This is a genomic window from uncultured Caulobacter sp., assembly GCF_947036865.1.
In the GTDB taxonomy this organism is placed as follows: domain Bacteria; phylum Pseudomonadota; class Alphaproteobacteria; order Caulobacterales; family Caulobacteraceae; genus Caulobacter.
The window spans coordinates 267754-292271 of record NZ_CAMQSF010000001.1; the positions used below are offsets into that span (position 1 = coordinate 267754).

The window sequence follows — 24518 nt, forward strand, 5'->3', positions numbered from 1 at the left end:
GGCGGCCCGATATCTTGTCTCCCCAATCCCTCTGAACTTGGGCGGCGTCTTCGGGCGCCGCCTTTTTCGTTCAGGGCATGGAGAGATCCAGACCCTGAACCGCGTTCAGATCCACGTCCCGGAAACTGGCCCTGGCGACGCGCGCGCCGGTCAGGTCCGAGCCCCGCAGGTCCGCGCCATCCAGGATCGCTTCGCTGAGATCGGCGGTCTGCGCCGCGGCGTAGCGGATCCGGGCGCCTTGCAGGGTCGCCGGCGTGCGGCGGTCTGGTCCCAGCGGCAGCGGCGACAGGAAGGCCTGGCGCAGGTCGGCCTTGGTCAGGTTCGCCCCCGCCAGCCGCGCCCCGCGCAGGTCGGCCCCGCGAAGATTGGCCGCGCGCAGGTCCGCTCCGGTCAGGTTCGCGCCCTGCAGCTGCGCGCCCGACAGGTCGAGGCCCACCATGCAGGCGCCCTTGGCGCTCATCGCCGTCAGGCGAAGGCCCTTCAGCTTGTCGCCCAGCGGACGCAGATCCTCGCCGTCGAGGCGCGCGGCCTGACCTTCCTTGCCGCCGGTCTGGCACCACAGCTGATTATCGGTGGCGCGCTTGTAGAGTTCCTGAGCCTTGGCCACGGCTTCACGCGTCGAAGCCCCCAAGGCGCCGTTCATGCTGGCGCCGCTGACGCGGGCCGCGGAGGTGTCGACATTGGCCATCACGGCGCCGCACAGGTTGGCCCCTTCGAGATTGGCGCCCTTGACGTCGGCGTTGTCGAGAATGGCGCCCGCGAGGTTGGCCTCCTTCAGATTGGCGCCGGAGAGCTTGGCGCCCCGCAGGGAGCAGTCGCTGAAATCGGCCTTGAACGCCGACACGCCCTCGAACTGAGAGCCGTCCAGGGTGGCGCCCGAGAAGTTCACCTCGTCGACCTCGCCCTGGCGTGTCTCGTGACGCAGGGTGTCGAGGCCCTTGCGCGGGTGGGGAATGGCGATCTGGCCCTCGCGGAAATCGGCCTGAGTCAGGTCGGCCTGGGCCAGGTTCGCGCCGCGCAGGCAGGCGCCGCGCAGGTCGGCCCGGACGAGCGAGGCCTGACGCATGTCGCTCTTGCGCAGGTCGCAGCCGAACAGGCTGGCGCGGTCCAGCTTGGTGCGCACCAGGCGGCACCCTTCCAGGATCGAGGCGGTGAGGTCCGCGTCGACGAGGTTCCGGAACGACAGATCAAGGCCCGACAGCTGCACGAAACGGAGGGAGGCGCGCTTGCCGCCCTGCTTGCCGGTGACGAATTTCTCGTGCGCCGTTACGATCATGTCGAGCTCGGCCTGGCTCAGGCGCCGCCGCCCGGCCACGCTTTGCGCGGCGTCCATAACGTATTCCCCGTGATGGTTATTTTCTAAGTTACGCGGACAGTAGCAACGAGGGACGAGCGAAGCGTTAAGCCTGCGGCCGTTTGTCGCGATTTCTTCAGAGGACGTCGTTTAGCCCGCGCGCCGCCAGACGGATCGCGCCCGTCAGATCGACATCGCGAAGCAAGGCTCCGGTGAAGTTGGCGCGCGAGACGTCGGCCCCGGCCATACGGGCCTGGCGCAGATCGGCGCGCGCGAAATCGGTGTTGGTCAGGATCGCGCCCGTCAGGTCGCAAGGCAGCACGCGGTCGGCGGCGATCAGCAGCGGCCCCAGCTGAGCGTCGCGCAGATCCGAGCCGGACAGCTTGGCCCCCTTCAACCGCGCCCCGCGCAGGTCGGCCCGTCGCAGGTTGCAGGCCCGCAGGTCGGCGCCTTCCAGCTGAGCGCCCTGCATCTGCACGCCCTCCATGTCGAGGCCGTAGAACACCGCCGACTTGGCCGAGAGCGCGGTGAGGTTGAAGCCCCGGATCGAGCGCAGATTGCGCAGGTCGGCATTGTCGAAGACCGAGGGCTTGCCCTCGGCGCCGCCGGTCTCGATCCAGCGGGCGTGGTCGGCGATCATCTCCTCGTAAGGCAGGTCCGAGACGCTCTTGCCCAACGGCTTGTCGGTGAGGGCGCCGTCCAGATTGGTGTCGCTGATGTTCCACGACATCGTCTTGACGCCGATCAGCACCGTGTTTCGGAGGTCCGCCCCCGAGAGGTTCGCGCCGGACAGGTCGGCCCCCGCCAGATTGGCGCCGTTGAAATTGGCCTGTTTCAGATTGGCGCGGACAAGCTTGGCGTCCTTCAGGACCGCGTCGCTGAAGTCGGCCTTGGTGGCGACGATGCCCGACAGCCGCGAGCGCTCCAGATTGGCCCCCGAGAGGTTGGCCCCGGAGGCGTAGGCCTCGCGTTGAGTCAGCTCGATGACGCGATAGCCTTCCTTGCGATCCGCCGCCGCGATGGTGCCCTCGCGCAGATCGGCCTCGAACATGTCGGCGCCGGTCAGGTTCGCGCCGCGCAGGCTGGAGCCGCGTAGGTCGGCGCGCCGCAGCGAAGCGTCGGTCAGGTCCGCGCCCTGAAGGTCCGCGCCGTAGAAGTTGGCGTTGTCCAGCTTGGCCTTGCGCAGGTCGCAGCCGGCCATCACCGCGCCGGTGAAGTCCGCGTCGCAGAGATTGCGCCCCGGGAAAGCCAGCCCCGAAATGTCGCAGAACGCGAAGACGGCGCGCGCCCCGCCCATCCGCGCCGACCACAGGCGATCGTGCTTGGCGCAGATGACGTCAACGTCATGCTGCGTCAGGCGCTTGTATTCCTGTGGAGGGGTGGCGACCGCGCTCATGTCCGGCATGGAATCCCGAGATTAGGGACGACCATGCACCGATCAAAATTAACGCCGTGTTTCCAAGGGCTTCCGGTGAAGCTTGCGGCGCTTAGGCCACCTGGGGAAGCGCTTCGGCGCGACTTTCGTCCAGGTAGCGCGCGCTGGTCGGCTTGAGCTGGTCGTCGAGCGTGATGACCAGCGGATTGCCCGTCGGGATCTCGACGCCGACGATCTTGTCGTTCGGGACGTCGAACAGATGCTTGACGATCGCGCGCAGCGAATTGCCGTGGGCGGCGATCAGCACCGTCTCGCCGGCCTTCAGATGCGGAGCGATGTCGCTCTGCCAATAGGGCAGCACGCGCACCAGGGTCGTCGCCAGGCTTTCGGTCGTCGGCAGGGTCGCGCCCTTGTAGCGGCGGTCCTTGCTGAAGTCGTATTCGCCGCCCGGCGCCAGCTCCGGCGGCGGGATGTCGTAGGACCGGCGCCAGATGGTGACCTGTTCGGCGCCGTGCTTCTCGGCGGTCTCGGCCTTGTTCAGACCGGTCAGCCCGCCGTAGTGGCGTTCGTTCAGGCGCCAGTCCTTGGTGACCGGCACGAAGCTCTGCTTGGCGGCGTCCAGCGCCAGATTGCCGGTGCGGATGGCGCGGGTCTGCACCGAGGTGAACAGATGGTCGATCTGGAGACCGGCCGCGGCGATCAGTTCGCCGCCCTTCTTGGCCTGGGCCTCGCCCTCGGCGGTCAGGTCGACATCGACCCAGCCCGTGAAGCGATTTTCAAGGTTCCACTGGCTCTGGCCGTGGCGGAGCAGAACGAGGGTCGGCATCGGGCGTCCTTGGCGTGTCGGCGAATGTCAGGGCGCGGGCTAAGGCCAGCCGGTCGAAGCGTCAAGCGCCGAAGCCGCGATCGCCCCTCCCCCACGCCGCCGCCCGTGCTATAGGCGGACCATGCCTGATCGCATCTTCATGCCGCTGATGGGCCTGATCGCCGCGGCGCTGATCGCCCTGTCCCTCGTCTGGCCGCAAGGTCAAGGCGACCGTTCGTGGGGCCCCTTCGGCCACATGCCCGTGCAGCAGACGCCCGAGATGAAGGCCAAGATCCAGCGGGAAAAGGACGCCGCCGCCCGCCGCGACGAGGCCGCCAAGAAGGCGGTCGAGGCCGTCAGCCAGATGCCGAGCGCTGCGCCGCGATGAGCGCGTTCGACGCCGTGGCGGTGGGTCGCCGCGTCCTGACCATCGAGGCCGAGGCCCTCGCGGCGCTGTCGGAGTCGCTGGGCGAGGCCTTCACCCGGGCGGTCGAGACGCTGTTCGACGCCAAGGGCCGGATCGTCTGCACCGGCATCGGCAAATCCGGCCACGTGGCGCGCAAGATCGCCGCCACCCTGGCCTCGACCGGCGCCCAGGCGATGTTCGTCCACCCCGCCGAGGCCTCGCACGGCGATCTGGGCATGATCGGCCCGGACGACGTGATCCTGGGGCTGTCCAAGTCCGGCGAGGCGCGGGAACTGTCGGACATCATCGCCTACGCCAAGCGCTTCTCGATCCCGCTGATCGCCATGACCGCCGTGGCGGACAGCCAGCTGGGGCGCGGGGGCGACATCGTGCTGCTGCTGCCGGACGCGCCCGAGGCCACGGCCGAGGTCAATGCGCCGACCACCTCCACGACCCTGCAGATGGCCCTGGGCGACGCCATCGCCGTGGCCCTGCTGGAGCGGCGCGGCTTCACGGCCAGCGATTTCCGGGTGTTCCACCCGGGCGGCAAGCTCGGCGCGATGCTGCGGACGGTCGCTGACCTGATGCATGGCGCGGACGAACTGCCGCTGATCGGCGCCGAGGCCGCCATGCCCGACGCGCTTTTGATCATGAGCGAGAAACGTTTCGGCGCGGTCGGCGTTGTCGACGCCTCGGGCCGGCTGGTCGGCCTGATCACCGACGGGGATCTGCGACGGCACATGGACGGGCTGCTCGGGCACACGGCGGGCGAGGTCATGACCCGAAGTCCGCTGACCGTCGCCCCGGGCGCCCTGGCGGCCGAGGCGCTGAAGCTGATGAACGAGCGGCGGATCACCGTGCTGTTCGTGGTCGACGCGGGTCGTCCGGTCGGGGTGCTTCATGTCCACGACCTGCTCCGCGCCGGCGTGATCTAGGTCATTCCTGAATTTACCGAACCTTGTCATGTGATCGTGCTAGCCGTCCGGCCAAGAGACGGCTAAAGCGGCCTCCTCAAAACTGAAGCGAGCTTTCGATGTTCTCCGCCCCCCGCGCCGATCTCGTTCCGAATACCGCCGCGTACGAAAACGAGGCGCTGGTCAAGGCGACAGGCTTTCGCGAGTACGACGCGCGCTGGCTGTTCGGGCCCGAGATCAATCTGCTGGGCGTCCAGGCGCTGGGCCTGGGGCTGGGGACCTATATCCACGAGCTGGGCCAGTCGAGGATCGTCGTCGGCCACGACTTCCGCTCCTATTCCAGCTCGATCAAGAACGCCCTGATCCTCGGCCTGCTGAGCGCCGGGTGCGAGGTGCATGACATCGGCCTGGCCCTGTCGCCGACCGCCTATTTCGCCCAGTTCGACCTCGACATCCCCTGCGTGGCCATGGTCACGGCCAGCCACAACGAGAACGGCTGGACCGGCGTCAAGATGGGCGCTCAGCGTCCCCTGACCTTCGGCCCGGACGAGATGGGCCGCCTGAAGGAGATCGTGCTGGGCGCCAAGTTCGTCGAGCGCGACGGCGGCAAGCTGGTCCGCGTGGCGGGCGAGGCCCAGCGCTACATTGACGACGTCGCCAAGCGCGCCAGCGTTTCGCGTCCGCTGAAGGTGGTGGCCGCCTGCGGCAACGGCACGGCCGGCGCCTTCGTGGTCGAAGCCCTGAAGAAGATGGGCGTCACCGACCTCGTGCCGATGGACACGGACCTCGACTACACCTTCCCCAAGTACAATCCGAACCCGGAAGACGCCGAGATGCTGCACGAGATGGCCCACGCCGTTCGCGAGCACGGGGCGGACCTGGCCTTCGGCTTCGACGGCGACGGCGACCGCTGCGGCGTGGTCGACGACGAGGGCGAGGAGATCTTCGCCGACAAGATCGGCCTGATGCTGGCTCGCGACCTGGCGCCGCTGCATCCCGGCGCGACCTTCGTGGTCGACGTCAAGTCCACCGGTCTCTACGCCACCGACCCGATCCTGGCGCGGCACGGCTGCAAGGTCGTCTACTGGAAGACCGGCCACAGCTACATCAAGCGCAAGAGCGCCGAGCTGGGCGCCCTGGCCGGCTTCGAGAAGAGCGGCCACTTCTTCATGAACGGCGAACTGGGCTACGGCTACGACTGCGGCCTGACGGCGGCCGCCGCCGTCCTGGCCATGCTGGATCGCAATCCCGGCAAGAAGCTCAGCGATCTGCGCAAGGCCCTGCCGGTGGCCTTCACCTCCCTGACCATGAGCCCCCACTGCGACGACGAGAAGAAGTACGGCGTCGTCGCCGAGGTGGTGAAGGAATACGAGGACCTGTTCGCCGCCGGGGGCTCGATCCTGGGCCGCAAGATCACCGAGGTGATCACGGTCAACGGCGTGCGCGTCCACCTGGAAGACGGCTCGTGGGTCCTGGTCCGCGCCTCGTCGAACAAGCCCGAGGTCGTGGTGGTGGTCGAAAGCACCCAGTCGGAAGACGACATGCGCGCCCTGTTCCGACTAGAGGTCAAGCCGCGCCTGGGCGACCGGGTCGGCAAGTACAATCAGGAAATCTGATCGCCGCGTCTTCGCCCTTCGACGGGCTCGGGGTGACGACGGTTGCGAGCCCGCGGTAGAAACCTCACCCTGAGCCTGCCGAAGGGCGGGGTTTTCGGGCCAAGAAGCCGGTCATGATCAAGCTCCGCCCCTCCCGTCCCGAGGACGGCGATCGCGTCGTGGAAATCTGGGCCGCCGCGGTGGACGCCACCCATGACTTCCTAACGCCCGAGGACCGCGCCGCCATCGGGCGGGAGGTCGCCGCCTTCCTGCCGGGCGCGCCGCTGATGCTGGCGGTCGACCGCCGCGACCGCGCGGTGGGTTTCATGCTGATCAACGACGCCCACATGGAGGCGCTGTTCATCGATCCCGAGCATCGCGGCGCCGGGATCGGGCGGATGCTGATCGAATACGCCCTCGCCGTTCACCCGATCCTGACCACCGAGGTCAACGCCCAAAACGCTCAGGCCGTCGGCTTCTACGAGCATATGGGCTTCGAGCGTACGGGCTGGTCGGCCACCGACGGCCAAGGGCGTCCCTATCCGCTCATCCATCTACGCTTTGGCGTCTGACACGGTTTTGGGCTTAGCTGGCGCGGTCCCATCGTGCGAGTCGATCATGCGCCGCCTGCTTACCGCCCTCGCCCTGCTCCTGAGCCCCGGCCTCGCGGCCGCCGGCCCCGCCGTCCTGCTCAAGCCCGCCAAGGTCTGGACGGCCGAAAGCGCCGCGCCGCCACGCGAGGGCTGGGTCGTGCTGGTCAAGGACGGCAAGATCGCCGCCGTCGGCCCGGCCGCCCAGGTGGAAGTCGCTGGGGCGGAGGTCATCGACCTGCCCGGCGCGACGGTGATCCCGGGCATGATGGACCTGCACAGCCATCTCTTCCTGCACCCCTACAACGAGACCCTGTGGGACGATCAGGTGCTGAAGGAGACGCCGACCTATCGCACCCTGCGGGCGGCGGTGCAGGCCAAGGCGACGCTGGAGGCCGGCTTCACCACGCTGCGCGACCTCGGCACCGAGGGCGTCGGGACCGCCGACGTGCCGCTGAAGAAGGCGATCAATGACGGCCTGATCCCCGGTCCGCGCCTGTTCGTGGCGACCCGGGCGATCGTGGCGACCGGCGCCTATGGCCCCGCCCGCCGCAACTACAATCCCGAGGCCGAGCTGCCACAGGGCGCCCAGGAAGCCAGCGGCGTTCCCGAGGTGATCAAGGCCGTGCGCGAGCAGGCCGGCGCCGGCGCCGACTGGATCAAGGTCTACGCCGATTACAGGGTCGGGCCGGAAGGCTCCACGCAGCCCACCTTCAGCCTCGAGGAGCTGAAGGCCCTGGTCGAGACCGCCCACTCGACTGGCCGCCCGGTCTCGGCCCACGCCTCCAGCGACGAGGGCATGCGTCGGGCGGTGCTGGCCGGCGTCGACACCATCGAGCACGGCTATGGCGGCAGCGACGCGACCTTCAAGCTGATGGCCGAGAAGGGCGTGGTATTCTTCCCCACCCTGACGGCGGTCGAGAGCACCTCGACCTATTTCGGCGGCTATGTCGCCGGCAAGACGCCGCCGACCCCAGCGATGCAGACGGCGGAGCGGGCCTTCAAGCTGGCGGTCAAGAACGGCGTGACCATCGGCCTGGGCAGCGATGTCGGCGTCTTCCGGCACGGCGACAACGCGCGTGAACTGGTGTGGCTGGTCAAGGAGGGCATGAGCCCCGCCCAGGCCCTGCTGGCCGCGACGGCCGTTGACGCCAAGGTGCTGGGCCGCGCCGGCGACCTGGGCCAGCTCAAGCCCGGCTATCTCGCCGACATCGTGGCGGTGAAGGGCGACCCGACCCAGGCGATCGAGGCGACCAGGGACGTCGTCTTCGTGATGAAGGGCGGCCAGGTGGTCCGGCGGCCATGACGCCCCGGCGCGGCGCCCTTCCCGCCCTGGTCGCGCTCGCCCTCGCCGGTCCGGCCCTGGCCGGTGATCCAGGGACCTTGCAGGAGCACGACACCTTCCGCGACGCGGCGACCGCGCCGCTTGAAGACCTGAACCTCAAGCGCAAGACCATCCCGCCGGTCCTGCAGAGGGCGGTGGACAATCCCTATGACCTGACCGGCCTGACGCGCTGCGAGCCGATCGCCGCCGAGATCGGCAAGCTGGACGCGGCGCTGGGACCCGACCTCGACGAAGCCCCGCCGCCGGACCAGCGCTCGCGCGGCAAGAAGGTCGCCGACGCCGCCTATGGCGCCGGCGTGGCCGAGGTCCGCGACACGACCCAGCACGTCTTGCCGTTCCGAGGCTGGATCCGCCGGCTGACAGGAGCGGCCAAGCACGACCGGGCCGTGGCCAAGGCCATCCAGTCCGGCGGCGTCCGGCGCGGCTATCTGAAGGGCGTCGGCATGCGCATGAACTGCGCCCCGCCCGCCGCGCCCAGCTGGTTCGTGCCGGTCGAGACCAAGCCGGTCCCGCCGCCGAAGGCCACCGGCGTCGTCGAGGCTTTCCTGGCGTGGTGGCGTGATCTGCTGGCCTGGCTGAAAGGCCTGATCAAGCTCGGCGCGTGAGCAGACGCGGCGCGGCGCGTCCGAAGCCCGCATCGGCCCTTGGGCCTGCGCGACTTGGCCGCTAAGCAGTCGAACGCCTCGCCAAGGAGTCGCCATGCGCCTGCCCGCCCTCGTTCTTGTCCTTCTGGCCCTGTTCGTCTCGCCCGCCCTGGCCCAGCGCCTGGACGAGACGCCGCGCGTGGCGGTGATCTCGGCCTTCCCGCCGGAGATCGGGGCGCTCAGCGCGGCGACCAGCCTGACCAAGACCTACGAGGTCAATGGCGTGCGCTTCACCACTGGCCAGATGGAGGGCAAGCCGGTCGTCGTGTTCCTGAGCGGCGTGTCGATGGTCAACGCGGCCATGACCACCCAGATGGCGCTGGACCGCTTCAACATCACCCGCATCGTCTTCTCCGGCATCGCCGGCGGCGTCGACGAGGGGCTGGACATCGGCGACGTGGTGGTGGCCGACCAATGGGCGCAGAACCTGGAAAGCGCGTTCGCCCGCGAAACCGACAAGGGTTTCGAGGTCTCGCCCAGCATCAGCAACAGCCCGCTGGCCAATTACGGCATGATCTATCCGCGAGGGATCATCCTGCCCGGGACCGATCTGTCCGCGCCGGCCCGCGTCTGGTTCCCGGCCGATCCGGCGCTGCTGGACACCGCGCGCAAGGTCGCCGCCGCCGTGCCTCTGCAACGCTGCGCCGCGGACAAGTGCCTGGTCCATGCGCCGAAGGTGGTGGTGGGCGGCAACGGCGTCTCGGCCCCGGTCTTCCTCGACAACGCGGCCTATCGCAAATATCTGCGCGCGACGTTCGAGGCCCGCCTGGTCGACATGGAGAGCGCGGCGGTCGCCCACGTGGCGCTGGTCAACAAGACCCCGTTCATCGCCTTCCGCAGCCTGTCGGACCTGGCGGGCGGCGGCGCGGGGGCCAACGAGATGCACACCTTCATGGCCCTGGCGTCGGACAATTCCGCCACAGTGGTCCGCGCCTTCGTCAAAGCGCTACCGAACTGAGCGGCCATAATCGGTCCTTCGCGAGACCGGCATTGAAGATCAGGGGTTGCGGAATCGACAATAACGACTGTGACATGGCGTCGCACGTCGCCGCGCCTTGTTGTCGATCAAGGCGAAGCTGACGGGCCCTAGCCTTCTAGGCTTAAGAAAAAAGGGGGAGGCTCACATGCCGAAGTCAGTCTTCAGCCGAAAAAGATCGTCGACGTCCGATGACGCGATCCTCAAGGCCCACGCGGTCGGCGAAGTCGGCTCTGGCGAGCCCGCCCTGGTGCTGCTTCACGGCTTCGGCGCCGACCAGGCGATCTGGCGGCGACTGACGCACCGTTTCGCCGAGACGCGGCGCGTGATCCTCTATGATCAGATGGGATGCGGCGCGTCGGACCTCGCGCACTACGACCCCGAACGCTATCGCACGCTCGAAGGCTACGCGGACGATCTGGTCGAGATCCTCGACGCGCTGCGCCTGCGCGACGCCACCGTGGTGGCGCACTCGGTCGGCGGCATGATCGCTCTGCTCGCCAGCCTGCGCACCGACCGCATCGCGAGGCTGGCCATGATCGGCGCGTCGCCGCGCTACCTCAATGACGGCGCTTACGAGGGCGGCTTCGAACTTCAGGACGTCGAGGACTTCCTGGGCATGATGGAACTGGACTTCCAGGGCTGGGCCAAGACCCTGGCGCCCCAGGTGATGGACCAACCCGACAGGCCCGAACTGGTCGAGGAGTTGGTCTACAGCTTCAGCAGGGCCAACGCCGATCTCAGTCGGCGGTTCGCCAAGGCGACCTTCATGTCCGATCACCGCGCGCGGCTGGGGGAGTGCGCGTTGCCGACCCTGCTGCTGCAGACCCGCGTCGACGCGGTGGTCCCGCTGACGGCCGCGCGGTTCCTTGCCGATCACATGCCCAACGCGCGTCTGGAGATTCTCGACGCGCGCGGCCACTACCCGCAACTGAGCGCGCCGGACGCCGTGTTCGCGGCCGTCGAGACGTTCCTGGCGGAGACGACGGGTTGAACGGCGGCGGCGCCCCCGCGCTTGTCGACGCCGTTCCCGTGGCGCTGTTCGAAGCGGACCCGGACATGGTCATCGGGGCGGCCAACGCCCGAATGGCCGAGATGCTGGGGCTGCCGATGGAGGAGATCGTCGGCCGCTCCTTCCGCTCGTTCCTGACCCGCTCCTCGCAGTTCGTCTACGCGCTGAAGGCCGAGCCGTCGCTGGTCACGCGTCGCGCCACCGAGGAGACCTTCCTGGAACTGGACCACCGCGACGGCCGTCCTCGCGCGGTCCTGTTGACCGTGCGGCCGGACGCCGATCGTCAGGAGCGCCTGTACGGCGCCCTCTTCGCGGCCCCCGAGCGGCGCGCGTACGAACTGGAGCTGATCGCCGCCCGCCGCCTCGCGGTCGAGAATCTCGAGGCGCTCGAGCGCGCCCAGGGCGCGCTGCAGGACGCCAACGCCGAGTTGGCCCGGCTGGTCGACGAGCGCACCGCCGCCCTGGCGCAACGCGATCTGCTGCTCCGCGAGGTGTACCACCGGGTCAAGAACAACCTGCAAGTGGTGGATGGACTTCTGATGATGCACGCGCGCAAGATCAGGGATCCCGCCGGAACAGCGGCCTTCGACGACGTTCGCAAGCGGGTCTTCGCCTTGGGTCTCGTGCACCACCAGCTGATGGGCTCGGCGGATCTCAAAACGTTCGACATCGGGGCGTTTCTATCGGAGCTGACGATGCATCTTCAGGCCGGCGCGCCCGACAATGTGACCTTGAAGATCGATTGCTCGCCTCTGAAGGTCGATCTGGACTTCGCCGTGCCGTTGGGCCTGCTGATCACCGAGCTCGTCACCAACGCCATGAAGCACGCCTTCCCTTCGGGCGGAGGCGAGATCGCCGTGGCGCTGGAGGGGCCCGTCGAGGGCGAAATGGCGCTGCGCGTCTCCGACACCGGCGTGGGTCTGCCCGCCGCCGCCGAGGATGCGAAGCCGTCGCTCGGGCTGGCCATCGTCAAGGGGCTCGTCCGCCAGCTGGGCGGGCGTATCGAGACCGGCGAGGGCGATGGGGTCCGGTGGGAAGCGCGCCTGCCCGCGCCGAGCGTGGCCTGATGCTGCATCCCGACCGCGTCCTGATCGTCGACGACGAGTTCATCATCACCGAGACCTTGCGGATCTATGTCGAGGATCTGGGCCTGGAGGTCTGCGGCACGGCGGCGACGGCCGACGCCGCCGTCGACATGGCGCTAGCCCAAAAGCCTTTTCTGGTCCTGATGGATGTCCGCCTGCAAGGCGAACGCGACGGGGTCGACGCCGCGCTGGCCATCCATGAGCAGGTCGGGGCCAAGGTGATCTTCATCACGGGCTCGCGCGAGCCGGCGACCCTGACGCGCATCCAGAGCGATCATCCGGCCGGCATCCTGTTCAAGCCGATCTCGGAAGGCCAGCTCGTCTCGACGATCCAGCGCCTGCGGGCCGAGGCTTCGGAGGGCGCCTGAGCCTCACCGCGTGCCGAAGGTGCGGTCCCCGGCGTCGCCGAGGCCCGGAACGATGTAGCCGTGATCGTTCAGCTTCTCGTCGATCGCCGCCGTCCAGATCGGCACGTCCGGGTGCGCCGCCTGGAGCGCCTCGACGCCGGGCTGAGCCGCCAGCAGGCAGACGAAGCGCAGGCTGGTGACGCCCGCCTGCTTCAGCCGGGTCACGGCGGCGATGGCCGAGTGCCCGGTGGCCAGCATCGGATCGACGACGATCACCAGACGACCGGCGATGTCCTCGGGCGCCTTGAAGTAGTACTCGACCGCCTCCAGCGTCTCGTGGTCGCGATAGAGGCCGATATGGGCCACCCGCGCCGAGGGGACGAGATCCAGCATGCCGTCCGCCATGCCCAGGCCGGCCCGCAGGATCGGCGCGAAGACCAGCTTCTTGCCGGCGATCTCATAGGCCGTGGTCGGCGCGACGGGGGTCTCGATCTCGACCGGATCCATCGGCAGATCGCGGGTGATCTCGTAGCAGATCAGGGTCGCGACCTCGCGCATCAGGGCGCGGAAGGTCTTGGTCGAGGTCGTCCGGTCGCGCATCTTGGTCAGCTTGTGCTGGACCAGCGGGTGGCTGACGACGGTGACCTGGGACATCGCGATACCTTGCCTGAGCGCGTGACCCCCTGACCTAGGCCAGTTGGTCGGCGATCGGCAAGGACCGGATGCGCTTGCCCGTGGCGGCGAACAGCGCGTTGCACAGCGCCGGCGGCGTCGGCGGATAGGCCGGCTCGCCCAGGCCCGTCGGCTTGTGGTCGGTCAGCACGAAGGCGACTTCCACGGGAGGGGCCTCGGCCATGCGCAGCAGCGGGAAGGTGTTGAAATTGGCCTGGGTCGCCGCGCCGTTCTCGAAAGTGATCTTCTGGCGCAGGGTCGAGCCGATGGCGTCCAGCACCGAACCCTGAACCTGTTGTTCGGCGCCGCTGGGATTGACGATCTGGCGGCCGACATCGACCGCGACCCAGGCCTTGTGGACCGTCGGCTTGCCGCCTTCGCCCACCGAGGCTTCGATCACCACGGCCACATAGCCCTGATGGCTGTAGTGCATGGCGACGCCGAGGCCGGTTCCGGCGGGAACGGCGCGGCCCCAGCCCGACATCGCGGCGACCCTGTCCAAGACGCCGCGCAGGCGGCCGGTGTCGACGGTGTCTTCCTTGCCCGGCTCGCCCAGCAGGCGCGCCTCGCCCAGAAGGCGGCGGCGGTAGGCGACCGGGTCCTGGCCCGCGGCATGGGCGAGCTCGTCGATGAAGCCCTGCATCACGAAGCCGAAGGCGTTGTTGCCCGGGGCGCGCAGCCAGCCGGTCGGCAGGTCCAGCGGCATGGTCGAGACCGCCTGGACATAGTTGGCGATGGCGCGGGCGGGGAACTGATTGCCGTCGATCTCGGCGCCACGCGCGAAGTCCTTGTCGTCGCCGAAGCTCACCGCGTGGCCGCGCCAGGCGACGAGGTCGCCCTTGGCGTCGAGGCCCGCCGTCAGGTCGTACCAGCCCGCCGGCCGGTAGAAGTCGTGCCGCGTGTCGTCCTCGCGGGTCCAGACCAGCTTGACCGGGGCGCCGACGGCCTTGGAGATCCACGCGGCCTCGACCATGACGTCGTTCATCAGCCGGCGGCCAAACCCGCCGCCGCTGCGCGTCAGATGGATGGTGATGGCCTCGGGGGCGATCCCCAGGATCTTGGCGACCAGCTTGCGGCCTTCCTCGGGATCCTGGGCCGGGGCCCAGATCTCGACCTTGCCGTCTTTCCAAGACGCCGTGCAGTTCTGCGGCTCCAGCGTGGCGTGGGCCAGGAAGGGATAGTCGTAGGACGCCTTGACCACCTTGGCCGCCTTGGCCAAGGCCGCGTCGACGTCGCCATCCTGGCGAAGCACCTTGTGTGGCGTCTGGGCCGAAAGCGCCTTGGCCTGGGCGGCGAGCGTGGCGGAACTTTGCGCGGCGGTCGGAGAGTCGGCCCAGACGATCTCCAGCGCGTCGCGGCCCTTGCGGGCGGACCACCAGCTGTCGGCGACGACCGCGACGCCGGGCAGCAGGCCGTCCAGCTCGGTCCCGCCCTCCACGACGAACGCGGCGCGCACGCCCTTGACCGCCTTGGCCGGGGCGAGGTCGACCTTGGCCACCTTGGCCCCGAACACCGGGGCCTTGGCGTAGGTCGCGTACAGCATGCCCGGAAGGCGCGTGTCGATGCCGAACAGCGGCTCGCCCGTGACGATCGCGAGATTGTCCGACTGCGGGTGAAACTTGCCGACGATCCGATAGGTCTTGGGATCCTTCAGCGGCACGGTCTTGGGGTCGGGCGGCGCGAGCTTGGCGGCGGCCTCGACGAGCTCGCCATAGGCGGCGCGGCGCTTGGTCCTGGGATCGACCACGAAACCCGGCTCGGTGACCAGCCCCTCGGTCGGGACGTTCCACTTCTGGGCGGCGGCCTGGATCAGCATGGCTCGCCCGACGGCCCCGGCCTGGCGGCTGGGCTCCCACTCGTCGGGGGTCGTGGTCGAACCGCCGACCCACTGATCGCCATAGACCTTGGCGTCGACCGGCGCCTGTTCGATCCGGACCTTGGCCCAGTCGACGTCCAGCTCCTCGGCGATCATCATCGGCAGCGAGGTCCGAACGCCCTGCCCGATCTCCGCCCGCTTGGCGGCGATGGTGACGATCCCGTCGGGGGCGATGCGGACGAAGGCGTTCAGGGACGGCGCCGTTCCGGCCGCCCGGGCCGCGCCCCGAATCTCGAACGACAGCAGGAGGCCGCCGCCCACGGCCGCGCCGGCTTGCAGGAACAGGCGGCGCGAGGGCTTTTCGAGAAGCTCGCTCATGGTCACGCCTCCACGAGGCCGGCGGCGACCTTGATCGCCTTCTTGATGCGAAGATAGGCCGCGCAGCGGCAGAGATTGCCGTTCATCGCCGCGTCGATCTCCGCGTCGGTGGGCTTGGGCTTGGCGGTCAGCAAGGCCGTGGCCGACATGATCTGGCCGGCCTGGCAGTAGCCGCACTGCGGCGCGTCGACCGCCTGCCACGCCGCCTGGACCTTGGCGCCGACGGGGGTCTTGCCGACGCCCTCGATCGTGGTCACCGCTCGCGTTCCCACCCGGCTGATCGGCGTGACGCAGGCGCGCGCCGGAGCGCCGTCCAGATGCACCGTGCAGGCGCCGCACAGCGCCGCGCCGCAGCCGAACTTCGCCCCCACCAGCCCCAGGGTGTCGCGCAGCACCCAGAGCAGCGGCGTGTCGCCGTCAACATCGGCGGTCCTGGTTTGTCCATTGACGGTCAGCGTGAACGCCATGACGCGACTCCCGTTCGCTTTGTCGCGACGATCCTGCCTCAGCTTGGCCTTGCGGGCGAGCCCGACGCGAGAAATCCACCGGATGAATTTGACAGACGCCCGCCCACGTGATTTTCCCCTCCGCCATTCGATCCGTTTACGGAATATGTCGGACGCGCGGAGGCTTCGAGGGGCCTGCCGGCGACCGAGCGTCTCGCGGCCCACGACGTGAAGGCCGCGAACCGGTATTCTCGCGGACTTGGAGGATCTCGCCGCGTGGTCGGTTCGCAGGGCTTGGAGTGACGTGACGCAGTCGAGGCGCAAGCAAGGGACGAGCAAGCCGCCGACGCGCGGCAAGCGGCGTCAGGTCGCCGCCCTGCCCTGGCGCGGTGAAGGCGAGACCCTGCGCGTCCTGCTGGTCTCCTCGCGCGAGACTCGGCGCTGGGTGATCCCCAAGGGCTGGCCGATGAAGGGCAAGCTCGACCACGCCGCCGCGGCCCAGGAGGCCTACGAGGAAGCCGGCGTCGAGGGCGTGATCGAGCAGGCCTCGATCGGGACCTATGACTACCTCAAGGGACTGAAGAGCGGGGTGTCCCGACCCGTCACGGTCGAGGTCTATCCGCTGCGGGTCACCGTCGAGCACAAGGTCTGGCCCGAGAAGGGCCAGCGCACCCTGCAATGGGTGACGCCCGTCGAGGCGGCCTTGTCGGTGCAGGAGCCGGACCTGCGCGATCTGATCGCGCGCTTCGCCGGAGTCGAGCTGCCCAAGGAAGAACGCCCGGCGCCGATGCGGGCGCCGACGCCGATGCGGGTGGCGCTCCAGCGCCTGCGCCGCCGCGTCACCGCGCTGTGGGGCCGCGATCGGGGCTGAGGCCTCGACCAACGGAGGCTGTGGACAAGTCCGCCCGGCGGACATAATGTTCGCATTATGTTCTCGTCGAGCGAGTCTCCATGCAGCTGTCCCTAGCCCTGGCCCGATCGCCGCTGGAGAGCGTTCGCGACGCCCTGCTGTGCGAGTTCGGCCCGCAGCGGCCGGTGTCGCGCATGGACCCGATCTCTCAGCTGGTGAAGGCCTCGATCAGCGGCCGCACCCGCGACGCCGTCTCGTGGGCGGCGTTCCTGCGGTTGCGCGCCGAGTTCCGCTGCTGGGAGGACCTGGCCCGCGCGCCGGTCGCCGCCCTGGCGCGGTTGATCGACGACGTCACCTTCGCGCCCGACAAGGCCCGGCATCTGACCACCGCCCTGACGATGATCGAGGCCAAGGTGGGCTGGCTGTCCCTGAGCCATCTGAAGACCCTGACGGTCGATCAGGCCCGCTGGGAGCTTCAGGCCCTCCCCGGCGTCGGAGTCGAGGTCGCCGCCTGCGTGCTGAACTTTAGTGACTTGGCGATGCGCGCCCTGGTGGTCGACACCCACATCCACCGCGTCGCCCGGCGGATCGGCCTGGTCGGCGCGGGGGATGCGACCCACGCCTATCACGCCCTGATGGACCTGGCGCCCGACGCCTGGACAGCCGACGACCTCTTCGAGCTGCACTGGTTGATGAAGCGCGGCCTGGGCCAGATGCTGTGCCCGCATGAAGCGCCCCGGTGCGGGGCGTGTCCGATGAAGGCGATATGCGCCAAGGTCGGCGTCGAGGGCGCGACGGTGCTGGCCTGGCGGCCGCGCGGGTGAACCCCGCCGCCCCTCGCGCGCTGTGCGGGGATGAACATTCGCATCGGCACGGCGGGCTGGAGCCTCTATCGGATCGCGGACGCCTTCCCCGCCGAGGGCACGGGGCTCCAGCGCTATGCGACCCGGTTCAACGCGGTGGAGATCAACACCGCCTTCTATCGTCCTCATCGGCGCCAGACCTATGAACGCTGGGCCGCGAGCACGCCGCCGGACTTCCGGTTCGCGGTCAAGGTTCCCAAGGCCATCACCCACGAGCGGCGCCTGGTCGATATCGAGGAGCCCCTGGCGCGGCTGATCGACGAATGCGCTGGTCTCGGCGAGAAGCTCGGCCCACTGCTCGTGCAGCTGCCGCCCAGCCTGGGCTTCGATCCCGCCATCGTCGCGCCATTCCTGGAGACCTGGCGCCGGCGGGTCGACGGCGCGACGGTGCTGGAGCCCCGGCATGCCGACTGGTTCACCGCCGAGGCCGACGCGATGCTGGCCGCCTTCCACGTGACCCGCGTCGCGGCCGATCCCGCCAAGGTCCCGCGCGCCGCCGAGCCCGCCGGCTGGGACGGGCTCGTCTACTACCGTCTTCATGGCTCGCCGGTGATGTATCGCTCGGCCTACGAGGAACCGTTCCTGGCGAACCTGGCCGAGCGGCTGTCGGCCACGTCCGTCGAGGCGTGGTGCGTGTTCGACAACACTCAGCTCGGCGCGGCGGGGACGGACGCCTTGCGGCTGATGCGCGAACTGTCGGTTAGCGCCCTACCGCCAGTTCCGTGAACGTCTTGGTCCCGATCGGGTAGCGCCGGTAGTCGCGATAGTCGAAGTGCCACCACTCCTCGGGATAGACCTCGAAACCCTCGGCCTCCATGGCCTGGCGCAGGATGGCTCGGCGCGCGCGCTGGGCCGTGGTCCCGCCGACGAAGTCGGCATAGGCGCGGGTCGAGAACTCGTCGTAACGGCTGGGCATGTCGGCGGGCTTGCCGGTCTTCAGATCGTAGAGCGTCAGGTCCACGGCGCAGCCGCGATTGTGGCGCGAGCCCTGGGCGGGATCGGCGACGAAGACGTGATCCTCCGACGGGGTCGCGGCCCAGAACATCCAGGTCACGAACCAGGGTCGATAGGCGTCGTGGATCAGGAGACCGTACCCCTTGGCGGCCAGGGCGCGATGCGCGCGGCCCAGCGCCTCGGCGGCGGGGCGCTGCAGATAGGCCGCCGATCGCTCATAGAGCGGAATGCCCATGAAGTTGTCGGCCCCCGCGTAGCGGATGTCGAGCTTGACGCCAGGCTCGATCGTCGCGACGTCGACCAGGTCGGAAGGCAGCTTGTCGCCCGTCTCGACCGGCGGCGTCGCGGCCAGGGCCTGGCGGCGCAGCGCCTCGGGATCGGCTCGCACGCCGGCGCGGATCGCGGCCTGGGTCTCGGCCCCGAAGTCGTGGAAGGCCAGGCGCGTCCCATTCAGGCGCACGGCGCCCCGCTCCAGGACCAGCGCGCCGCCGCCCGCGACCGCGTAGCGGCCCCGTCCCGTCGCCGTCAGCCGCGCCGACTTGAAGCCGCCGCCGTCGATGTGCAGCGCGCCGTCCTTCTCGAACACCGTCAGCGGCGCGGCCTTGTCGCCGTACTGGCCGATCGCGGCCCGTTCGGATCTTACGAGCGCGAGCGCGCTCGGCGCGGCGAAGGCGGCGGCGCCGAGCGTCAGGAAGGATCGCCGAACCAGGCCGTTCATGTGCAAGGCTCCCTCGGCCCGCGTACGCCGCGCCGCGCGCCTATTCCGCGTCGACATGCACGCGGCGGAACCGGCCCTGCAGATAGACCAGCGGCTCGTGATCGGGGTCGTAGCGGAGTTTGACCACCCGCCCGACATAGACCCGATGGTCGCCCGCATCGAAGGCGTGATGCGTCTCGCATTCGAAATTGGCCATGCAGCCCGGAAGGATCGGGGCGCCTGTCCGCCAGGTCTCGGTCTCGAGCCCGGCGAAACGGTCGGTGTCCTTCTGCACGAACTGGCGGGCCAGGGCCTGGTGCTCGGCGTGCAACACGTTGACGGCCCAGCAGCCGGCGGCGTCGAGCGCGGGCAGGCTGGCAGAGTTCAGATCGACGCACACCAGGGCCAGCGGCGGCCGCAGCGACACCGAGGTGAAGGAATTGGCGGTCAGGCCGACCCGGCGCCCGTCCGCGGCGGTGGTGGTGATGACCGTCACGCCGGTCGTGAAGCATCCGAACGCGTTGCGCAGAGCCCGCGCGTCATGCTCGACGCCTTCGCCCAATTCGATCGTGACCGCCTGACTCATTTGAAGAGCAGTAAGCCCCTTCCCCCTTATGGGGAAGGGATTTGCCCCTCAGCGCTCGACCAGAACGCCCGGCCGGTTCGCGTCGAGGCCGAACGTCACCGGAAGATGCCGCACGTGGGGCGTCTGCAGGCCCAGCGCCTTGGCCCCGCGCGCGACCGCCAGCTTGGTCAGCGCCGTCGGCCCGAAGCCGTCCTGGATTCGCGGCCTGGCCCCCAGGCGACGGCGCAGCACGCCATTGGCGTAGATGACATTGGCGCGCATCAGCGCCGGCGGGGTCATGAATTCGATCGAGATCGAGACGTTCAGCATCGGGCCGTTCTCGATCCGGTGCGGCGCGTTCTGCTTCCAGGTCACCATGGCGCCCGGCCTCAGCGTCACCGCCCGCGCGCCCTTGTCCCATTCGGGATCGAAGGCGAACTGCTCGGCGGTCTCGCGCAGCACGATCTTCTCCAGCGCCAGATCGCCCACATAGGGATCGGCCACCGGATAGACCCACACCTTCTTCTCGCCCCGGATCTGCCACAGCGACACCAGCGGCACGTCGAGATGGTAGAACACCTGGGCGTTGGCGCTGGAGATCAGCATGCCCAGGTCGCGCTTGAAGGTCCGCAAGCCCGGCACGTGGGCCTGCTTGTCGGCGAAGATCTCGTCGGCCAGGGCGGCGTATTCGGGAAGATGGTCGTTGGTCTGGCGCAGGTTCAGCCAGATGCGGCCCGCCTTGGCGGCCTCCAGCAGCTGGTCGCCCGTGAGATTGCCCGCCGAGCCCTTGCGCCAGGTCGTCCACGCCTTGGGATCCTCGCCCATGGTGAAGACGCCCAGCTTGTCGCGCGGATACTGGTCCAGAAGGCGCGCCAGCCCCTCGTCGTCGAACATCGGCCGCTCGTGCAGGCCGTGCCGGAACATCAGGGTGTCGCGGCCGAAGGCCTTGGCCTTGTCCGCCGTCCAGTCGGTGATCACGCTCACGCGGTCCTCCCGTAGAATTGGATCTTGAAGGGGCCCCACCAGAAGGTCTTGCCCAGGCCCCGCGCGGCGCGGTCCAGCCATTCGGCGCGGTCGGCCGCGCGGGTCAGCCACTTGAAGCCGGCGACGAAGCCGAAGACGGCGCCCTGCGCGAGGCCGATGAGCATCCAGCGCGCGACGCCCAGACGGTCGGGGGGGACGGCGGCGGCGCAATGCGAGGTCGGCCCCTGCCCGTAGGCGAAGGCGCGAGCTAGGGTGTAGCGGAGGTTCAGGCGCGAGGGCACGGGATCCTCCCAGACCCAGGCCGCCGGCTCCCAGGCGAACCGCTTGCCGGCCGCGCCCATGCGCCCGAACAGCATGTCGTCCTCGCCGCCGATCAGGTTGCGCTCGACGGCGAAGGGCGCGACCGGGTCCGGCAGGGCCGATCGACGGACCAGGCTGTCGCCGCAGCCGTAGTGGCGGTCGAGAAGCCCCGCCTCGGCCGGGCCCTCGCGCGAGAAGAAACGCTCGAGATAGGCGCGGTGCTGGGTGATGTGGGCGGGCGCGCGGGCCTTCACCGGGCCGAAGACGACATCCGCGTCGAACCGGACCTGGGCGGCCAGCAGGGCGGCCAGCCAGCCGGGCGGCGCCTCCTCGTCGTCATCGAGGAAGGCGATCAGGTCGCCGGAGGCTCGCGCCATCCCCGCGTTGCGGGCGAAGGCGACGCCGGGGCGCTTTTCGTTGACGTAGATCACCGGAAACGGCGCGATCCTGGCCAGGTCGTCCGCGACGGGCTTGGCGGACGGGACCTGATCGTTGTCGACGATGACCAGCTCCAGCTCGGCCGGGTCGACCCCGACCTGGCCGAACACCGAACGCGCCGCGACGGACAGGCCGTCGGGGCGTCGCTGGGTCGGGATCATGATCGTGACGCGCGCCATCAGGCCTCCGGCTGATCTCCGGGGCGGCGGTTCGCCTTCAGCGCCACGGCCTCGACGAAGTCGCGGACGCGGCCGGACATGGTCAGCTCCGTGCTGGCGATCGCGTCCATGCGGCGGCGAAGGCGGCCGACGGCCCCGGCGCCGCGCCCGCCCGCCAGGCTCCAGACGCTCTCCATCGACGACGCCATGCGGCCGCCCAGGGTCGAGGCCGTCGCCGCGCCTTCGCCGATCGTGACGGTGTTCAGACCGTAAGCGCGCTTGTAGTGGTCGTGGCCCGGCCCGAGATCGTAGCGGGTCAGGCCGAGTTCCGGCATGGCGGCGATGGCGCGCAGGAAGAAGATCTGGCCCGGCGACCAGGCGGCGTGCTCGGGGTTCGTCGAGGCGATCCAGGGATGGTAGACCGCGCCCTGGCGCACGCCGAAATGGCCGCCCACCAGCGTGTCGCCCGCGTAGAGATTGATCATCAGGCCGCGGAAGTCGCCTTCGCGGCGCTGGAACAGCTCGGCCATCAGTTCGCGCGTCCAGTCCGCGCGCAGGAAGTCGTGGCCGCCGGTGCGCGCCAGCTGCTCGCGCTTCCAGTCGATCAGCAGGTTGAACGCGTCGCGGGAAACGTCGCCGGCCACCAGGCGGACAGGCCCGACCTCGCGGTCCAGCTTGTTATCGAGGCGGCGGTAGTTCTTGATCTTCTTGGGGCTCTCGGCGCGGATCGCCTCCAGATAGGCTTCGGCGGTCGTGCCCCGCAGGTCGATCAAGTAGGCTTGGCGGTCCCTCTCCGGCGCGGGCGGAAACACCCCGTGCGGATCGACGAGGCCGGTGTAGCGATAGACCGAGATGTCGGCGGCGCGCAGGACCTGTCCCAGATCAAGTCCCGCATCGGGACGCGCGACCAGGCCGTGATAGTCGGAAAGCGGCGAGCCGATCGGGCGGGCCAGGCCGCCCGGGCGCTGGTGATAGGCCAGGAACCCCACGGCCTCGCCCGCGCGGCGCACCACCGCCACGCGCGCGTCTTCGCGAACCTTTCCAACGGCTTGCGCGAAGTCCGGGCCAAGCAGAGGGTTGTCAAACCCGCCCTCGGCCCGGGCGAGATTCCGCCAGCACGCCACGTCCGCGGCGTCCAGCAGGCTCGGGTGCAGGGTCTCGACGTCCAGCATGTCCACCTGTCCTACTCCGGGGCGGGTTAGGGAAAGATGGACCGTCCGCTGCAATCAGCGGGCCATATGTGGGTTAGCCGACTATTGCCCGAAGACCGATCCGAGGATCTTTTCCAGCCAGGCCTGGTCGACGGCGTCGAAGGCCGCGGGCTTGTCGGAATCGACGTCGAACACCGCGATCAGTTGGCTGTTCGCGTCGAACACCGGCACGACGATCTCGCTGGCCGAGCGGCTGTCGCAGGCGATGTGGCCGGGGAAGGCGTGGACGTCCTCGACCAGCTGGGTCCGTCCGGTCTCGGCCGCCGCGCCGCAGACGCCGCGCCCGAAGGCGATGCGCAGGCAGCCTAGCGTCCCCTGATAGGGCCCGACGACCAGTTCGCGCGGCTTGGCCGGATCGACGACGTAGAAGCCGGTCCAGAAATAGTGGTCGAAGCTGTTGGCCAGCATCGAGGCCACCGTCGCCATGCGGGCGGTCAGGTTGCTCTCGCCGTCCAGGACGGACGCGATCTCGTCGGCCACCTCGGCATAGCGGGTCGCCTTGTCGGCGGAGAGGGTGAGTTCGTTGAACGCTTCGGCCATGCGGCGGATATAGCGCGGCCAGGGAAAGATGCGAGAGGTCGCCGGAAGTTCCCGCGAGCCACGCCGTTGAGAGCATGATCTGAGCGCTGGCGCTTAAGCCGTGGGCGGTCTTGGCTTCCCTGGATTTATGGCCATATACTTCGCTCATGAAGGTCACTTCGCCCGAAATGATCGAAGCGTTGGACGAGGCTCGCGGCGACCGGTCGTGGGACGAGTTTATCGATGCCTGTCGTCGCACGCGAGATGGGGCCATCATCGTTCCACGCCCCAAAGGCGTCCTCGCCAAGGCTCAGCGGCGGGGCCTATTCGGTTTCGTATCACGCGCGACGAATCGCTGACCCGTTAGGCTGACGTGACATTCAGCTACAATCTGGTCTTGGCGCTCTTCCTGCTCGCCCCCGGATTTGCCTTTGTCGCTGGCGTGTACGCAACGGGTCGTAGCGCGATCCATGAAGCCTCTCCTCCGCCGCCGAACTCCATCATGGCGCTGGCCATGGTCACGGGTGGATCGCTTGTCGCGCACACCTTCGCGGCGGCCGTGTTCCTGCTGGGTCACGTCCTAAACAGCTGGACGCGCTGGTCCTGGCCCGCGCCCGATCCAAACCCGTACTATCAGGCCATGCACCTGGCGGGCGGCGATGGAACCGCGACCTCCGCCAGTTTCGCTTGGATCTTGCTGTTGCTGACCCTGCTCTGCGTCGGGACCTTTCTGGCGACCAGAGGGGTCATGAGCAGCCCGATCGGCCGGAGCGAACGCGTCGGGAGCGCGCTTTACGGCTGGTTCTGGCAGATTGAAAAGACCCAAGGCGCCTATGCCTATGTTCTCACCCAGTTCGAGAACGACCACGGCACGGTCGGCTATCAAGGGCTCCTCGAATACGTGACCTTGGACGCCGAAAAGCAAATCTCCTCGCTCGTCCTGGCCCACGCGGAGCCCTTCAGTCTTGCGATTCTAGAGGATCGGAAGGTTCAGCGGACCGCGACTCCGCGCGCCGACAGGAAGCTGAGGGTTCTGCTCACCAAGTCCGAGATCAAGAACATCGTCTATGCGCCCTTGGTGTTCGAAGACGAGGCGGACCTTGAAGTCGAAATCGACGAGCATCCCGCCAGTGATCCTCTGTTAGGGGACGGCACGGATTAGGCTTCCGCCTAGAGCGTGATAGCCGAAAGTGTGAGCGGTTTCGGCGGCTATCACGCTCTAAATGTAAGAAATCGAGCCTGTTTATCTGTTTCGAATGATCCCGTTTGAGACAGACAG

The 24518-nt window shown here is 68.9% G+C and carries 26 protein-coding genes; 14 read left to right on the forward strand and 12 right to left on the reverse strand.

From position 1 onward, the window contains the following. Positions 1–70: 70 nt before the first annotated feature. The 3 genes from Q0V34_RS01310 to gpmA form a co-directional block, all read right to left on the reverse strand. Positions 71–1333 (reverse strand): pentapeptide repeat-containing protein, encoded by a 1263-nt coding sequence (locus tag Q0V34_RS01310; RefSeq protein ID WP_297506701.1) that lies wholly within the window; start codon positions 1331–1333, stop codon positions 71–73. 97 nt (positions 1334–1430) lie between these two features. Next, positions 1431–2690, reverse strand: coding sequence for a pentapeptide repeat-containing protein (locus Q0V34_RS01315; RefSeq protein WP_297506703.1), 1260 nt, complete (start codon positions 2688–2690; stop codon positions 1431–1433). A gap of 91 nt (positions 2691–2781) precedes the next feature. Continuing rightward, positions 2782–3495, reverse strand: a complete 714-nt coding sequence (gpmA, locus tag Q0V34_RS01320; protein ID WP_297506705.1) for a 2,3-diphosphoglycerate-dependent phosphoglycerate mutase — start codon at positions 3493–3495, stop codon at positions 2782–2784. 139 nt (positions 3496–3634) lie between these two features. Between gpmA and Q0V34_RS01325 the strand changes: the two genes are divergently transcribed. The 10 genes from Q0V34_RS01325 (at position 3635) to Q0V34_RS01370 (ending at position 12409) form a co-directional block, all read left to right on the forward strand. Then, entirely contained in the window at positions 3635–3862 is a 228-nt protein-coding gene (locus tag Q0V34_RS01325; RefSeq protein WP_297506980.1) for a hypothetical protein, read from the forward strand. Further along, the gene (locus tag Q0V34_RS01330; RefSeq protein WP_297506707.1) at positions 3859–4815 is read left to right on the forward strand and encodes an SIS domain-containing protein; all 957 of its coding nucleotides are present in this window, start codon (positions 3859–3861) and stop codon (positions 4813–4815) included. The genes Q0V34_RS01325 and Q0V34_RS01330 overlap by 4 nt, the downstream gene beginning before the upstream one ends. Before the next feature lie 98 nt (positions 4816–4913). Further along, positions 4914–6410 (forward strand): phosphomannomutase/phosphoglucomutase, encoded by a 1497-nt coding sequence (locus Q0V34_RS01335; RefSeq protein ID WP_297506709.1) that lies wholly within the window; start codon positions 4914–4916, stop codon positions 6408–6410. Positions 6411–6523: 113 nt separating this feature from the next. Next, a complete protein-coding gene (locus Q0V34_RS01340) occupies positions 6524–6961 on the forward strand; it encodes an acetyltransferase (RefSeq protein ID WP_297506711.1) in 438 nt (145 codons plus the stop codon). A 46-nt stretch (positions 6962–7007) separates the two neighbouring features. Further along, positions 7008–8285, forward strand: coding sequence for an amidohydrolase family protein (locus Q0V34_RS01345; protein ID WP_297506713.1), 1278 nt, complete (start codon positions 7008–7010; stop codon positions 8283–8285). After that, positions 8282–8929, forward strand: coding sequence for a hypothetical protein (locus tag Q0V34_RS01350; protein WP_297506715.1), 648 nt, complete (start codon positions 8282–8284; stop codon positions 8927–8929). The genes Q0V34_RS01345 and Q0V34_RS01350 overlap by 4 nt, the downstream gene beginning before the upstream one ends. A 94-nt stretch (positions 8930–9023) precedes the next feature. Next, positions 9024–9926: a 5'-methylthioadenosine/S-adenosylhomocysteine nucleosidase gene (locus Q0V34_RS01355; RefSeq protein WP_297506717.1), complete on the forward strand. Its 903-nt coding sequence runs from the start codon at positions 9024–9026 to the stop codon at positions 9924–9926. 166 nt (positions 9927–10092) lie between these two features. Further along, positions 10093–10938 (forward strand): alpha/beta hydrolase, encoded by an 846-nt coding sequence (locus Q0V34_RS01360; RefSeq protein WP_297506720.1) that lies wholly within the window; start codon positions 10093–10095, stop codon positions 10936–10938. Continuing rightward, positions 10935–12023 carry a sensor histidine kinase gene (locus tag Q0V34_RS01365; RefSeq protein ID WP_297506723.1) on the forward strand — a complete coding sequence of 363 codons (1089 nt, stop codon included), beginning with the start codon at positions 10935–10937 and terminating at the stop codon, positions 12021–12023. The genes Q0V34_RS01360 and Q0V34_RS01365 overlap by 4 nt, the downstream gene beginning before the upstream one ends. Next, entirely contained in the window at positions 12023–12409 is a 387-nt protein-coding gene (locus Q0V34_RS01370; protein WP_297506725.1) for a response regulator, read from the forward strand. The genes Q0V34_RS01365 and Q0V34_RS01370 overlap by 1 nt, the downstream gene beginning before the upstream one ends. A 3-nt stretch (positions 12410–12412) precedes the next feature. On the opposite strand, the gene upp is transcribed toward Q0V34_RS01370, so the two are convergent. The 3 genes from upp to Q0V34_RS01385 are packed head-to-tail and all read right to left on the reverse strand — an operon-like array spanning position 12413 to position 15721. Further along, on the reverse strand, positions 12413–13042 hold the full coding sequence (upp, locus tag Q0V34_RS01375; protein WP_297506727.1) for a uracil phosphoribosyltransferase: 630 nt from the start codon (positions 13040–13042) through the stop codon (positions 12413–12415). A 34-nt stretch (positions 13043–13076) separates the two neighbouring features. Continuing rightward, the gene (locus tag Q0V34_RS01380; protein ID WP_297506729.1) at positions 13077–15254 is read right to left on the reverse strand and encodes a xanthine dehydrogenase family protein molybdopterin-binding subunit; all 2178 of its coding nucleotides are present in this window, start codon (positions 15252–15254) and stop codon (positions 13077–13079) included. Between the two features lie 2 nt (positions 15255–15256). After that, on the reverse strand, positions 15257–15721 hold the full coding sequence (locus Q0V34_RS01385) for a (2Fe-2S)-binding protein (protein ID WP_297506731.1): 465 nt from the start codon (positions 15719–15721) through the stop codon (positions 15257–15259). 283 nt (positions 15722–16004) lie between these two features. On the opposite strand from Q0V34_RS01385, the gene Q0V34_RS01390 reads away from it, so the two are divergent. The 3 genes from Q0V34_RS01390 to Q0V34_RS01400 all read left to right on the forward strand — a co-directional run bounded on the left by Q0V34_RS01390 (position 16005) and on the right by Q0V34_RS01400 (position 18139). Beyond that, positions 16005–16571, forward strand: coding sequence for an NUDIX hydrolase (locus Q0V34_RS01390; RefSeq protein WP_297506733.1), 567 nt, complete (start codon positions 16005–16007; stop codon positions 16569–16571). Positions 16572–16651: 80 nt separating this feature from the next. Next, the gene (gene nth, locus Q0V34_RS01395) at positions 16652–17374 is read left to right on the forward strand and encodes an endonuclease III (protein WP_297506735.1); all 723 of its coding nucleotides are present in this window, start codon (positions 16652–16654) and stop codon (positions 17372–17374) included. A gap of 30 nt (positions 17375–17404) precedes the next feature. Beyond that, positions 17405–18139 carry a DUF72 domain-containing protein gene (locus Q0V34_RS01400; protein WP_297506737.1) on the forward strand — a complete coding sequence of 245 codons (735 nt, stop codon included), beginning with the start codon at positions 17405–17407 and terminating at the stop codon, positions 18137–18139. Here the strand turns inward: Q0V34_RS01400 and Q0V34_RS01405 are convergent. The 6 genes from Q0V34_RS01405 to Q0V34_RS01430 all read right to left on the reverse strand — a co-directional run bounded on the left by Q0V34_RS01405 (position 18114) and on the right by Q0V34_RS01430 (position 23260). Next, complete coding sequence (locus tag Q0V34_RS01405; protein ID WP_297506739.1) at positions 18114–19085, reverse strand: M15 family metallopeptidase; 972 nt, start codon at positions 19083–19085, stop codon at positions 18114–18116. The two genes, Q0V34_RS01400 and Q0V34_RS01405, sit on opposite strands and share 26 nt — an antisense overlap. Positions 19086–19125: 40 nt before the next feature. Beyond that, positions 19126–19650, reverse strand: coding sequence for a flavin reductase family protein (locus Q0V34_RS01410; RefSeq protein WP_297506740.1), 525 nt, complete (start codon positions 19648–19650; stop codon positions 19126–19128). Positions 19651–19698: 48 nt separating this feature from the next. After that, entirely contained in the window at positions 19699–20694 is a 996-nt protein-coding gene (locus tag Q0V34_RS01415; RefSeq protein ID WP_297506742.1) for a hypothetical protein, read from the reverse strand. Further along, positions 20610–21530: a glycosyltransferase family 2 protein gene (locus Q0V34_RS01420; RefSeq protein ID WP_297506744.1), complete on the reverse strand. Its 921-nt coding sequence runs from the start codon at positions 21528–21530 to the stop codon at positions 20610–20612. The genes Q0V34_RS01415 and Q0V34_RS01420 overlap by 85 nt, the downstream gene beginning before the upstream one ends. Next, positions 21530–22681, reverse strand: coding sequence for a GNAT family N-acetyltransferase (locus Q0V34_RS01425; protein ID WP_297506982.1), 1152 nt, complete (start codon positions 22679–22681; stop codon positions 21530–21532). Before Q0V34_RS01425 ends, Q0V34_RS01420 begins: the two co-directional genes overlap by 1 nt. A gap of 81 nt (positions 22682–22762) precedes the next feature. Next, positions 22763–23260, reverse strand: coding sequence for a GAF domain-containing protein (locus Q0V34_RS01430; RefSeq protein ID WP_297506746.1), 498 nt, complete (start codon positions 23258–23260; stop codon positions 22763–22765). A gap of 376 nt (positions 23261–23636) precedes the next feature. On the opposite strand from Q0V34_RS01430, the gene Q0V34_RS01435 reads away from it, so the two are divergent. Continuing rightward, entirely contained in the window at positions 23637–24401 is a 765-nt protein-coding gene (locus tag Q0V34_RS01435; RefSeq protein ID WP_297506748.1) for a hypothetical protein, read from the forward strand. The last annotated feature ends 117 nt before the right edge of the window (positions 24402–24518 follow it).